General features: G+C 62.8%; 12 protein-coding genes. 11 read left to right on the top strand and 1 reads right to left on the bottom strand.

Annotated features, from left to right (window positions below; translation table 11 throughout):
- Positions 1–2: 2 nt before the first annotated feature.
- The 5 genes from thyA (at position 3) to I2E26_RS08420 (ending at position 4664) form a co-directional block, all read left to right on the top strand.
- A complete protein-coding gene (gene thyA / locus I2E26_RS08440) occupies positions 3–827 on the top strand; it encodes a thymidylate synthase (RefSeq protein WP_195420376.1) in 825 nt (274 codons plus the stop codon).
- A 64-nt stretch (positions 828–891) separates the two neighbouring features.
- A complete protein-coding gene (locus I2E26_RS08435) occupies positions 892–1404 on the top strand; it encodes a dihydrofolate reductase (RefSeq protein WP_195420375.1) in 513 nt (170 codons plus the stop codon).
- Positions 1405–1511: 107 nt separating this feature from the next.
- The gene (locus I2E26_RS08430) at positions 1512–2186 is read left to right on the top strand and encodes a hypothetical protein (RefSeq protein ID WP_195420374.1); all 675 of its coding nucleotides are present in this window, start codon (positions 1512–1514) and stop codon (positions 2184–2186) included.
- 3 nt (positions 2187–2189) lie between these two features.
- Positions 2190–3086 (top strand): RNA methyltransferase, encoded by an 897-nt coding sequence (locus I2E26_RS08425; protein WP_147588358.1) that lies wholly within the window; start codon positions 2190–2192, stop codon positions 3084–3086.
- 195 nt (positions 3087–3281) lie between these two features.
- Complete coding sequence (locus I2E26_RS08420) at positions 3282–4664, top strand: MATE family efflux transporter (protein ID WP_195420373.1); 1383 nt, start codon at positions 3282–3284, stop codon at positions 4662–4664.
- A 48-nt stretch (positions 4665–4712) separates the two neighbouring features.
- Here the strand turns inward: I2E26_RS08420 and I2E26_RS08415 are convergent, their stop codons facing one another.
- The gene (locus I2E26_RS08415) at positions 4713–5246 is read right to left on the bottom strand and encodes a cob(I)yrinic acid a,c-diamide adenosyltransferase (RefSeq protein WP_195420372.1); all 534 of its coding nucleotides are present in this window, start codon (positions 5244–5246) and stop codon (positions 4713–4715) included.
- 91 nt (positions 5247–5337) lie between these two features.
- Between I2E26_RS08415 and ftsH the strand changes: the two genes are divergently transcribed.
- The 6 genes from ftsH to I2E26_RS08385 all read left to right on the top strand — a co-directional run.
- The gene (gene ftsH, locus I2E26_RS08410; protein WP_195420371.1) at positions 5338–7245 is read left to right on the top strand and encodes an ATP-dependent zinc metalloprotease FtsH; all 1908 of its coding nucleotides are present in this window, start codon (positions 5338–5340) and stop codon (positions 7243–7245) included.
- Positions 7246–7498: 253 nt separating this feature from the next.
- A complete protein-coding gene (locus I2E26_RS08405) occupies positions 7499–8602 on the top strand; it encodes an NYN domain-containing protein (RefSeq protein ID WP_195420370.1) in 1104 nt (367 codons plus the stop codon).
- Positions 8603–8688: 86 nt separating this feature from the next.
- Positions 8689–9126 (top strand): DUF523 domain-containing protein, encoded by a 438-nt coding sequence (locus I2E26_RS08400; RefSeq protein ID WP_195420369.1) that lies wholly within the window; start codon positions 8689–8691, stop codon positions 9124–9126.
- A 444-nt stretch (positions 9127–9570) separates the two neighbouring features.
- Positions 9571–12372 carry an isoleucine--tRNA ligase gene (gene ileS / locus I2E26_RS08395; protein ID WP_195420368.1) on the top strand — a complete coding sequence of 934 codons (2802 nt, stop codon included), beginning with the start codon at positions 9571–9573 and terminating at the stop codon, positions 12370–12372.
- A 148-nt stretch (positions 12373–12520) separates the two neighbouring features.
- Positions 12521–13105 carry a signal peptidase II gene (lspA, locus tag I2E26_RS08390; RefSeq protein WP_195420367.1) on the top strand — a complete coding sequence of 195 codons (585 nt, stop codon included), beginning with the start codon at positions 12521–12523 and terminating at the stop codon, positions 13103–13105.
- On the top strand, positions 13105–13298 hold a 194-nt coding region (locus tag I2E26_RS08385; protein ID WP_255519236.1), incomplete at its 3' end, for a S4 domain-containing protein. The genes lspA and I2E26_RS08385, both read left to right, overlap by 1 nt.

Below are 13298 nucleotides of genomic sequence, written 5' to 3'. Positions count from 1 at the left end.
TCGTGAGCATGTGCCGCGAAATCTTGGATCACGGAACCACGACGGAAGGGGAGAAGGTGCGCCCGGTTTGGGAGGACGGCACTCCCGCGTACACCATCAAGAACTTCGGCGTGACGGCTCGCTACGATCTGCGCGAGGAGTTCCCCGCGCTCACGCTGCGCCGCACCGCCCTCAAGTCGGCCATGGACGAGATCTTGTGGATCTACCAGAAGAAGTCCAACAACATCAACGATCTGAACTCGCATATCTGGGACCAGTGGGCGGATGAGACCGGTTCGATCGGGCGCGCGTACGGCTATCAGATCGCGCAGACCTCGCACTATCCCGAGGGCGATTTCGATCAGATGGACCGCGTCCTGTACGACCTGACGCATACGCCCTATTCGCGACGCATCATGACGAACATGTACACGTTCGCCGATCTCTCCGAGATGCATCTGTATCCGTGCGCGTACAGCGTCACCTACAACGTCACGGCCGAGCCGGGTTACGATAAGCCCGTGCTCAACATGGTGCTCATGCAACGAAGCCAGGATATCCTGGCCGCTAACAATTGGAACGTCTGCCAGTACGCCATTCTGCTTATGATGGTTGCGCGCCACTGCGACATGGTCGCCGGCGAGCTGCTGCACGTGATCGTCGATGCCCATATCTACGACCGCCATGTCGATATCGTGCGCGAGCTCATCGAGCGCCCCCAGTACGCGGCGCCCAAGGTTTCCCTCAACCCCGAGGTGACCAACTTCTACGATTTCACCACCGACGATCTCATCGTCGAGGACTACCAGCACGGTCCCCAGGTAAAGAACATCCCCATCGCGGTCTAGGGGGCACCGTGGAGGTCCGCGTGCATGGGGCGATACATCCCGTGTACGTACAGATTGGAGTGTTATGAACTGTGTGTTGAAGGCGATCGTCGCCGTTTGCGATGATTGGGGAATCGGCCGTGCCGGAGATATGGTCGTTGCCAACAGGGCCGACATGCGCCATTTCGTTCGGATGACCACGGGGCATCCGGTCATCATGGGCCGCAAGACGCTCGAGAGCTTTCCCGGCGGCAAGCCGCTTAAGAATCGCCGCAACATCGTACTTACACGCGATCCGTTGTTTCATCGCGCGGGAGCCGAGGTTGTGCGATCGGTCGACGAAGCGCTCAGGCGCGTTGCAGACGATGAGGAGGCATGGGTTATCGGCGGCGCGGAGGTATATCGGCAGTTTCTTCCCTTGTGCTCGACGGCGATCGTCACGAAGAATCATTGCATCCGTCCCGCGGATGCGTTCTTCGACGACCTTGATAGCGATGACGCATGGCGGCTTGTGGATGAGACCGAACCCGAGCAGGTAGGCGAGGGCGAGGGCGACGAAGGCGTCTACTACACCTTCGCCACCTACGTCCGCGTATAGGGCCAACCCGCTCGCTGCGTGCTAAATTGCAGCGTGGTGGGGTATCATAAAGAACATTGCATTCCTGCCGGGCCCGCTGGGCCCGGCTTTGTTGAAGGGCCTCGTTCATGAAAACCATGATTCTGTATCGTTCCAAGCATCACGGCAACACCAAGAAGCTGGTCGACGCCGTCGTCAATGCGTTTCCCGAGGTGGAGGCCATCGATGTTGCCACGCTTGGCAAGAACGAGTATCCCGATCTGTCCGAGTATCCGCTCGTGGGCGTAGGTACTGGAATCTATTACGGCGAGATCGACAAGGACCTCGCGCGCGTCCTCGCCAACACGCTGTGCGAGGGCCAGCAGGTTTTCGCTCTCATGACCTATGGCGGCAAGGACAAGTGGTATGGCAAGGACATCGACGGCCTGTGCCGCATGCGCAAGGCCAATTTCCTTACCTCCTACGGCTGCCTCGGCTACGATACCTGGGGCCCTTACAAGCTCATGGGCGGTATGTGGAAGGACCATCCCAACGACGAGGACATCCAGGGCGCCATCGACCATTATCAGCGCCTGATGGACGAATACGGCGATATCATCGTCGATCAATACGAGCAGGCGCGCAAGCGCGCGGCTTGGGCGGCCGCCCATCCCGCGGGCGGCCTCATGGCGAACATCAAGCGTTCCGCCAAGAAGATCGCCAACAAGAACGCGCAGAAGAAGCACGACCGCGCTCCCAAGCACGAGGCTGCTCCCGCATCCGACCGAGCCGGGTCCGCCGATTCGCCCGAGGCGAACGAGTAGACGATGAGCTACCAGGTCATTCCCATCGCATCCCTCGATGACGAGCGCCTATCCGCCTATACGAAGCTGACGGAGCGCGAGCTGCGTTCGGTTCTCGAGCCGCAAAAGGGGATCTTCATCGCCGAGAGCGCCAAGGTGATCGAACGCGCGCTGGCCGCGGGCCTCGAGCCCGTAAGCTTTCTTATGGGCGAGCGCTGGCTCGACTCGCTGCTTCCCCTCATCGAAGAGGTCCCAGCTGCACAGCCCGTACCGGTGTTCACGGGCAGCATGGACCTTATGGAAGAGCTCACGGGTTTCGCCGTGACGCGCGGCGCCCTGTGCGCGATGCGCCGCCCGCCGCTGGAGCCGGCCGCCGCGTTCTTGTCGAACCTATGCGCGCACGCCGGCGACCGCCCGGTCCGCGTGTGCGTTCTCGAGGGCATCGTCGACCACACGAACGTGGGCGCCATCTTTCGCAGCGCCGCGGCGTTGAACGTCGACGGCATCCTCGTGAGTCCGACGTGCTGCGACCCGCTGTACCGGCGAGCGGTGCGCGTGAGCATGGGCACCGTGTTCCAGGTGCCTTGGACGCGTATCGGCACCGATGCCCGCGCCTGGCCGGGTGACGGCCTCTCCGTGCTGAAGGAGGCCGGCTTCACCTGCGCCGCCATGGCGCTGACCGACGATTCCGTCTCCCTTGACGACCCCGCCCTGCTCGAGGAGCAGCGTCTTGCGCTCTTCATGGGCACCGAGGGCCAGGGGCTGGGCTCGCGCACCATCGCTGGATGCGACCGTGCCGTTCGTATCCCCATGGCGCACGGCGTCGACTCGCTCAACGTGGCCGCGGCCTCGGCCGTCGCGTTCTGGCAGCTTTGCCCCCACGTCGATAACGGCTACCGCTATCAGCCCGGCCGCTTTTAGCCGTCGAGTGCATCGTTCGATCTTGCGGACCCCTTGGGCCGGGCTTCGTCCTCGCTGTTCATCGACCCTCAGCCTCCGTTCATAGATTGCTTGAGCGCGCCCTTGTATCAAACGATACGAGGGCGTACCCTTTATGCGGGGGATTGCATACGCTGCGATCTATATGCTGCAATAATGAGATACGGGGGAGTGCATATGGCTGGACGGGGCTCGTCGGGTTCTATCGATGTGACGCAGGGGGTTATCTGGCGGCAGCTGCTTGCGCTATGCGTACCGATCTTCTTCGCCTCGTTTTTCCAGCAGTCGCATGCCCTTATCAACGCGTTCATCGTGGGCCAGTTCGGTGGAAAGCTCGCTCTCGGCGGCATTCAGGCGACGATGAGCCTCTCCGAACTCGCGGTTGGCTTTTCAGTCGGCTTGGGTGCCGGCTGCGCCGTTATCACCGGCCAGTTTTTCGGATCGCATGATGACGAGCGCCTCTCGCGTTCCGTTCATACCGCTATCGCCATCGCGCTGGGCCTCGGTTTGGTCGTCTCCATCGGCGGCGTCATATTCATGCCGCAGATTCTCTCGATCATGGAGACGCCGCGGGAGCTCATGTGGGAGGCGGTTGCCTATTCGCGCTGCTATTTCGGTGCGATGGTGTTCGCCTTGCTGCTGAATATGGGCACGGCGCTGCTGCGCGCGGTGGGCGACACGCGGGCGCCCGCGCTCATCATCGCGAGCGGCTGCGTTATCAACGTGATCTTGGACCTGATACTCGTGGCCGGGTTGGGGCTCGAGGCCCTCGGCTGCGGTATCGCTACGGCAACTACGATCTTTATCAACTGCTGCTGCGTGCTGCGGCGCCTCATGCGCGCTCAGGGCGCGTGGCGCCTCGATCTGCGCCGCATCGGTATCGATCCGCGTATCTGCCGCTCGATGCTGTCGTGCGGCTTGCCGCTCGCCATTCAGGCCAGCGTCTATTCGGTGTCGAACATCATCATGCAGTCGACGGTGAACACCTTCGGCGTCGATGCGGTTACGGGTTGGGGTCTGTCCGGCCGACTCGATGCCATCGTGTGGATGGTCACCGAGGCCCTGGGTGTATCCATCACCACGTTCTCCGCTCAGAATTTCGGTGCGCGGAACTACGAGCGCATGCGCAAGGGGTACCATACCTCGCTGCTCATCACCGTCTTCCTCGTCGGCTCGCTGTCGCTCTTCCTCGTGCTGTTCGTGGAACCGCTTGCAGCCATCTTCATCGACGACCCCGCGGTTACGGGCTATACGGCCAAGATGGTTCATTTCATCGCGCCGTTCTATTTTTTCTATTCCATCGTTGACAATACGTCGGGGGCGATCCGCGGGTCGGGCGAGAGCTTCCGCCCCATGCTCCTCACCATCCTGGGCACCTGCGTGTTCCGCGTCATCTGGCTGCTCGTCGTCGTTCCGCTGCATCATACGGTCGAGACCATGCTGCTGGTATATCCGGTCACCTGGATCCTGACGGCCGGGCTGTTCGTTGCCTATCATCATTGGGGCCATTGGCTGACGCATGCCGAGGAGAAGGCCACTCGCATGGAGGTCCAGCTGTAGGGGAGGCCTGATTGCGGAGCCGGCTTGCGGGTGCTAACCGTCGTGTCGTCAGTATTCGATGCCCTTGCGCGCGAGCAGTCCCTCGTCGAAGTAATGCTTCTCGCAGCGCATCTCGGTGACGAGGTCGGCGAGGTCGGCGATCGGAAGGAGTCCGCGTCCGGTGAGGACAAGCTCGGTGGTCGCGGGCTTCTCGTTCACGAGCTCCTCGACATCTTGCCGGGTCACGAAGCCGCGCCGCATCGCTTCTCCCAGCTCATCGAGGATCAAAACATCGACCGGCTCGGCTGCGTGGGGTGCCGCGCCATCGCTTTCCGTGCTGGCGGGCGCCCCGAGCGCCCGATGGGCGAGCTCGATGATCTGCCTCGCGCATGCCTCGGGCGTATCGCGCGTGGCCTGTACGATTTTCAAGCCGAAGCGGTCGGCGGCATCGTGTTCGGCACAGTGGAGCTTCTTGGCGAACTGCAGCATGAGGACGTTGAGCCCGTAGCCGCTCGCCCGGAAGGCGAGACCGAGCGCCGCCGTTGTCTTGCCCTTGCCGTCGCCGGTGTAGATCTGGACCTTGCCTTCGTCGAGTCGCGTCATCTTAGGGGCTCCTTAAGTATCTGGAAGTCTACGAAATACGTCTGTGGGTACTATTACACCATTGTGAAACCTTTGGGATGGAGTTTGGTATATGGAAATGGATGATCATAAGCGTAGAAGGAACATGATCCTCTACGTGCTCATTGCATTCGTCGTGTACCTGGTTATGAGTCAGCTGCTCTTCCCCAGCATGAAAAACCAGGTACAAGTCGAGCCTGCCAGCTACTCGACGTTCGTTGAGAAGCTTGAGGACAAGCAGGTGAGTCAGGTCGACTACACGCAGGATGCGTCGTCGCAGGCCCTCTATATGCTCAAGGGCGAGAAAGACAAGGCGTACAGCACCACGGTTCCCACCACGGACAGCGGTATCTGGCAGCTCATCCGAGAGTCGGGTGCCGATACGACGGTCGATATCCCCAGCCAGAACTCGGGATACATGACCTATATCCTGCTTACCGTGGTGCTGCCCATCGGCTTGTTCTTCCTTGCCGGCTGGTGGCTCAACCGCCGCATGAAGAAGGCTATGGGCGACGATAACCCCTCCATGAACTTCGGCGGCGGCGGTTTCGGCGGCATGGGGGGCGGCCTGGGCAAGTCCGGCGCCCGCATCGTTGCTTCCAAGGACGTCGGCGTCACCTTCAAGGATGTTGCCGGACAGGAAGAGGCCAAGGAGTCGCTCAAGGAGGTCGTCGACTTTCTCGAGAACCCGAAGCGCTATGAGGACATCGGTGCCAAGCTTCCGCGTGGCGCCCTGCTCGTGGGCCCTCCGGGTACGGGCAAGACGCTCCTTGCCAAGGCGGTTGCCGGCGAGGCCGGCGTGCCGTTCTTCAGCATCTCCGGTTCGGAGTTCGTCGAGATGTTCGTCGGCCGCGGCGCTGCCAAGGTTCGCGACCTGTTCAAGCAGGCAAAGGAGAAGGCTCCCTGCATCGTCTTCATCGACGAGATCGATACCATCGGCAAGAAGCGCGACGGCGGCGGATTCTCGGGTAATGACGAGCGCGAGCAGACCTTGAACCAGCTCCTTACCGAGATGGATGGCTTCGACAACCAGAAGGGCATCGTCGTGCTCGCTGCTACGAACCGCCCCGATAGCCTCGATCCGGCCCTGCTGCGCCCTGGCCGCTTCGATCGGCGCGTCCCTGTGGAGCTTCCCGATCTGGCCGGCCGTAAGGCCATCCTGGAGCTTCATTCCAAGGACGTGAAGACCGAGCCGCCCATCGACTTGTCCGCTATCGCACGCTCTACCCCTGGCGCTTCCGGCGCGGATCTTGCGAACATCATCAACGAGGGCGCGCTGCGCGCTGTCCGACTTGGTCGCAAGCGCGCGACGCAGGAGGATTTCGAGGAATCGGTCGAAGTCGTCATCGCGGGCCAGCAGCGCAAGTCCACCGTTTTGTCCGACCACGAGAAGCAGGTCGTCTCCTATCACGAGATCGGCCATGCGATCGTGGCGGCAAGCCAGACGGAGTCTGCGCCCGTTACCAAGATTACCATCGTTCCTCGCACCTCTGGCGCGCTGGGATATACCATGCAGGTCGATGCCGACGAGAAGTTCCTCACGACCAAGCGGGAAGTGCTCGATAAGCTTGCCGTCTACTGCGGCGGACGCGCTGCGGAGGAGCTCATCTTCGGTGAGATGACCACCGGCGCCGCCAACGATATCGAGCAGGCTACCAAGCTCGCTCGCAATATGATCACGCGCTTCGGTATGTCCGAGGAGTTCGGCATGATGGCGCTGGGCACCGTCCAGAATGCCTACCTGAATCAGGACACCTCGCTCACCTGCGCCCCCGGTACGGCCGAGCGCGTCGACGACGCGGTGCTCAAACTTATCACCGAGGCGCACGAGCGCGCCATGCAGATTCTGAAGGAGAACAAGTTCAAGCTGCACGAGCTCGCTCATTACCTCTACAAGAAGGAGACCATTACCGGCGATGAGTTCATGAGCCTGCTCACACGTGAGAATCCGCTCATGCCCCCGAGCAAGCCTGCGGAGTAACGTCTCCCGCCCCGGATCCCCGGCCCGCATCCCTTGCCGTTCGCACGCGTGTCTCGTGCGTCGGCAACGGGGTGCGGGCTCTTTTCGTATCCTGCCGAGCTGCGTCCGAACGGGGTGTTTGCATCCACGCCTTCGGTCGCGTTGCGCCGCGCGCATGCGAGCCCCCGTCCGATGCGACGGCTCGTATTGGATATCGGTCCGCGCTTCTGGGGTAAGATGAGTCGGATGATACGTAATGAGGAGGGTATTCCCCATGAACAACGAACCCGATCTTCGCTTTGCGATCCTGATCGATGCCGATAACATTTCCGAGAAGTACATCAAGGTGATCTTGGAAGAGGTCGCGAATTCCGGTGTGGCTACGTACAAGCGCATCTATGGTGACTGGACGAGCCCGCGACTGGCCAGCTGGAAGAGCTGCCTGCTCGATCATTCGATCATCCCCATGCAGCAGTACAGCTATACCTTCGGCAAGAATGCCACCGATTCGGCCATGATCATCGATGCGATGGATATTCTGTATTCCGGTACGGTGGACGGCTTTGCCATCGTGAGCTCCGATTCGGATTTCACCCGTTTGGTGGCTCGTTTGCGCGAAAGCGGCATGGTCGTCATCGGCATGGGCGAGCAGAAGACGCCGCGTCCGTTCATCTCGGCGTGCAACCAGTTCAAGTATCTCGATCTGCTCTATGCGGCCCGCAAGGCGGAAGAGGAGCTGTCGGAGGACGAGGATGATGCCGAGGAGGCGCCGCGCCGGCGCCGTCGTGGCCGCCGCGGTGGCAAGCGCGCGAATCGTGGCAGGTCTGAGCAGGCGTTGTCTGCGGATCTCGAGGATGCCGCACCGGCGAGCGCGGCGCATGCCGACGCCGCTGACGACAGCTCCGATGCCGCGCTCGCAGATCCGGTCGAGGGCGACGCGCCGAAGCCCCGTCGCAGGCCGGGGGACCGTGGCGCCGGGCACGCCGACGCCGGCGTCCGCGATGCGGAGGACGACGAGCTGGTCGGAGCGAACAGCTTCGAACTCGATTCCGATGTCGATTTGGATGTGGATGACGAGCTCGATGAGCAGGATGGCGACGTCGCGTTTGGCGAGATGAGCAAAGCCGATCGCCGCCGTCATATGCGCATGATCCGCGAGACCATCAACGCGATCATCGATAAGTTTTCCGATGACGACGGCTGGGTGAGCCTGGGAAAGCTGGGAGACCAGCTCGGTAAGCGCCTATCCGATTTCGATGTTCGCAACTATGGATTTAAGAAGCTTCGTCCGTTCCTCAAGTCGCTGGGGGTCTACGAGTTCGACGAGCCGGAGGACGACTCGGGCCATCGGCAGATCTACCTGCGTTTGCGCGAGTAACATCGTCAGCGGGGAGGATCGGTCCGCTGCGCGCATCGCGCGCCCGGCGGTTGCAATGAGGTTGCCACAGTCGATCGGAGGCACACATGAAGGTGGCGGTGAGCGCCTGCCTGCTTGGTGAGAACTGCAAATATAGCGGGGGCAGCAATCGATGCGATCGTCTGTTGGAGCAGCTTGCGCGTCATCCCGAAATCGAGGTGGTCCCCGTATGCCCCGAGGTTGCGGGCGGGCTGCCCACGCCCCGTCCACCTGCCGAGATCGTCGACGGACACGTTGTAAACAACCAGGGCGTCTCGGTCGACGCCGCGTACCGGCGGGGCGTTGCGCATGAGATGGGTCGTCTGCGCGCGGCGATCGACGCAGGGGATCTTGCCGGGGCCGTGCTGCAGTCGCGCAGCCCGAGTTGCGGGGTCCATCAGGTGTACGACGGCACGTTCCAGGGCGTTCTGGTACCCGGAAGGGGCTTGTTCGCAGACGCCCTGTCGAAGGCGGGCGTCCAGCTGTTCGATGTTGCAGACCTCTAGCGCGCGGCCGCCGTCCAGTTCCCTTTGGCCTGCGGTCTCGTGCGCGTTTTTCGCGTGCACGCGATTTGGGGAGATCCGCTGGGGTGCCGCATCCCGTGGCATACGTGGTATCATTCACAATCACAGGCGTCGATGGGGACGAGTAGATGGGATCCGCGCGGCACAGAGAGTCCGGGCAGCTGAGAGCCGGATGCGTGCGACCTTTTCGAATATCACCCCGGAGCCGCGGCCCCAACGGCGCGTGCGCGCCCAGTAGGCGTCGCCGGGATGGTCGTCGTTACAGACCAGCCGAGTACGGGCACGTGTGGATGCGCGGGCCTTTGAGCTGGGTGGTATAGCGAAACGCTGTGCGGGGCAGCCCCGCGTGTTCCAAGAGCGCTTCGTCCCAGCTTGAGCTAGGACGGGCGCTTTTTTCATCGCGCTCAAGATCTGAAGGGGGTATTCGTGGCCAACGAGTACAAGCAAACTATGAACTTGCCTAAGACCAAGTTCCCGATGCGCGCCGCCCTGGCGCAGCGCGAGCCCGAGCGTCTCAAGCGCTGGCAGCAGAACCACGTGTACGAGCTCATGCTCAAGAAGAACGAGGGCCACGAGAAGTTCGTCCTGCACGACGGTCCTCCCTACGCCAACGGCCCCATCCACCTCGGTCACGCGATGAACAAGATCGCCAAGGACATGATCAACCGCTACAAGGCCATGCAGGGCTACGAGACCCCGTACGTGCCCGGCTGGGACTGTCACGGCCAGCCTATTGAGCACAAGGTCGAGACCCAGATGGGCACCGAGAAGTTCAACCAGGCCTCCACGGCCGAGATTCGCGAGCTCTGCAACAAGTTCGCCGTCGAGAACATCGACCTGCAGCGCGAGGGCTTCAAGCGTCTGGGCGTGCTGGGCGATTGGGACAACCCGTACCTCACGCTCTACCACCAGCACGACGCCGCCGACATCGAGGCCTTCAAGGCCATGTTCGACCGCGGCATGGTGTACCGCGGCCACAAGCCGGTCCATTGGTGCAAGCACTGCCACACCGCGCTCGCCGAGGCCGAGATCGAGTACGCCGACGAGACGAGCCCGTCCATCTACGTCCGCTTCGAGCTCACGAGCAAGCCCGCCGGCCTGGAGTCCTTCGACGGCCCGGTCGACTTCGTGATCTGGACCACCACGCCCTGGACCATCCCGTCCGACCAGGCGGTCTCCCTCAAGCCCGAGGCGATCTATACCGCCATCGAGCACGACGGCCGTGCCGAGATCATGCTCAAGGACCTCGCCGAGAAGGTCTGCGGCATCGCCGGCTGGGACGTCACGCCCGTGATGGTCGACGGGCGCGCGTATGAGGTGCCCGCCGAGGTCCTCGACCACTTGCATTACAAGCAGCCCGTCTTCGAGGGCGTCGAGGGCGTCGCCCTGCTGGCCGACTACGTGGGCACCGAGGACGGTACCGGCATTGTCCATAACTCGCCCGGCCACGGCGTGGACGACTACTACGTCTGCATGAAGGAGGGCATGGACGTCTGCATGCCCGTCGACGACGACGGCCGCTTCTACAACGGCGACGAGTTCGGCGCCGGCGGCCCGTTCTCCGGCATGGACACCGACGAGGCCAACCCGCACATCATCCAGTTCCTGCGCGACCGCGGCATGCTCGTAGCCGAGGTTAAGATCACCCACAGCTATCCGCACTGCTGGCGCTGCAAGAACCCGGTGCTCTTCCGCGCCACCGACCAGTGGTTCGTCTCCATGGACAAGACCGGCCTGCGCGAGCAGGCGCTCGACCAGGTGCGCAACCACGTGTCCTGGTATCCGGAGCACGCCGTCAACCGCATCGGCGCCATGGTGGAGCAGCGCCCCGATTGGTGCATCTCCCGTCAGCGCAACTGGGGCGTGCCGATTCCGTCCTTCACCTGCGCCGACTGTGGCGAGAAGATCATGAACGACGACACGCTCGATGCGGTCATCGCGCTGTTCCACGAGAAGGGCTCCGATGCCTGGTTCACCGACGCCCCCGAGTCCTACCTCGGTGACGCCTGCGTGTGCCCCAAGTGCGGCGGCCATCACCTCAAGGCCGACCGAGACATCCTCGATGTGTGGTGGGACTCCGGCGTGTCCTGGAAGGCCGTGTGCGAGTACCGCCCCGAGCTCAAGTACCCGGCGGACGTCTACCTCGAGGGTTCCGACCAGCATCGCGGCTGGTTCCAGTCTTCGCTGCTCACCTCCGTGGGCACCAACGGCATCGCTCCGTACAAGGCCGTCATCTCCCAGGGCTTCACCCTGGACGGCCAGGGCCGCAAGATGTCCAAGTCGCTCGGCAACGTGATCGACCCCAACAAGATCTGCGATGAGATGGGCGCCGACATCATCCGCCTGTGGGTTGCCTCCGTGGACACCTCCACCGACGTCGCGTGCGATACCGAGATCCTCGCCCGCACGTCCGATGCGTACCGCCGTTTCCGCAACACCCTGCGCTTCCTGCTGTCCGTGCTCGAGGGGCAGTTCGAGCCCACGACCGACGGCGTGGCCTTCGACGAGCTCATGCCGCTCGACAAGCTCATGCTCGCCCGCCTCACCCAGGTGCAGGCCGAGGTCGACGCCGCGTACGAGGGCTTCGAGTTCAACCGCGCGTACCGCACGCTGTACGACTTCGTCGTCACCGAGCTCTCCAACGTCTACCTCGATGCGCTGAAGGACCGCCTGTACTGCGAGAAGCCCGGCAGCCACGAGATGCGCAGCGCGCAGACCGTCGTGGCCGAGCTGCTCTCCATGCTCATGCGCGATCTGCAGCCGATCCTGTCCTACACGGTCGACGAGGCCATGGAGTTCGCTCCCGCCGGTTGCCGCGACAACCAGGACTACGCGGCGCTGCTCGACTGGTACAAGAGCCCCATCACGCTCGAGCAGGCCAACGAGTTCTCCGGCGTCCTGGAGGCGTCGCTCGAGCTCCGCAGCGTCGTCACCAAGGCCATCGAGGCCGCGCGTGCCGAGGGCACCTTCACCAAGAGCCAGCAGGTTCGCGTGAAAGCGACCGCTCCGGCGGAGGCCTTCGCCCTGCTCACGGGCGACAAGGCGGTCGACCTCGCCGAGTTCTACATCGTTTCCGAGGTGGAACTGGCAGAGGGCGAGGAGTTCACCGCCCAGATCGAGGCCGCGCATGGCGAGGCCTGCGACCGCTGCTGGAACTTCCGCGAGAGCACGGGCGTCCATGGCGAGCATGCGCATATCTGCGACCGCTGTGCTTCCGCCCTGCTGTAGATTTGTTCCGCGCGCCGCTTTGTGCGGCGCGCGGCTCTGTTGCCGTTGACGGCGGGGCCGCGTTTCGAGCGCGCCTGCGTTGCGGGGTGCACGGGCGTCTCGCGTTCGCCGCGGTGGTCCATTCGTCTAGCTGTTGGAGAGGAACGACGTGAGATCGAAGAGTGACGGGTATGCGCCGAGCCGACGTTGGCGCCTTCTAGCGGCGGGGCTGGCGGCCCTGCTCTTCGTTGTGCTCGATCGCGTGACCAAGCTGCTGGTGCAGGCACATCTGTCTCCCCGGCCTTTTTCGGGCGGCTCGTTCGAGGCTCCGCTCATCCCCGGCATCGTGCGCTTGTATTATGTTGAGAATCGCGGCGCTGCGTTCAGCCTGGGCGAGGGGAGCGGCTGGCTCTTCGTGCTCGTCGCGCTGTTCGTCACGGTCGCGGCGGTGGTCTACCTTCGCCGCGCGCCGCTTGTGAGCCGCATCGAGGCCATCGGCCTCGGCATGGTCGTCGGCGGCGGTATTGGCAATGCGATCGACCGCATATGCTTTGGTTACGTGGTGGATTTTCTGGCAACCGAGTTTATTGACTTTCCCGTCTTCAACGTGGCCGATATCGGTATTACCTGCGGTGTCGTTATAGCGTTTCTCGGATTCATGTTCCTCAGTCCGGCAAATGCGCTCGAAGGCGACGACGCCGGCGCAAAGGCTGCCGGCGGGTCGAAGGATGACAATAGGGGAGGCGGGCTGTGATGGCGCAGGACGTTCATTATCTCGTTCAGGCTGAAGACGCGTGCGTTCGTATCGATGCGTATCTGGGTGCTCGTGATGGCATGCCCTCGAGGAGCGCCTGCGCGAAGCTCATCGAAGCCGGCGCCGTGACGTTGAACGGCGAAGCGTGCCTCTCCAAGAAGTATATCGTCCAGGCCGGCGACAGGATCTCCGC

Origin of the sequence: Collinsella sp. D33t1_170424_A12, from assembly GCF_015554865.1 — a bacterium.
Taxonomy (GTDB): Bacteria; Actinomycetota; Coriobacteriia; order Coriobacteriales; family Coriobacteriaceae; genus Collinsella.
Note: the sequence above shows the minus strand (reverse complement) of the source record. Positions and strands in the feature narration are given on the sequence as shown.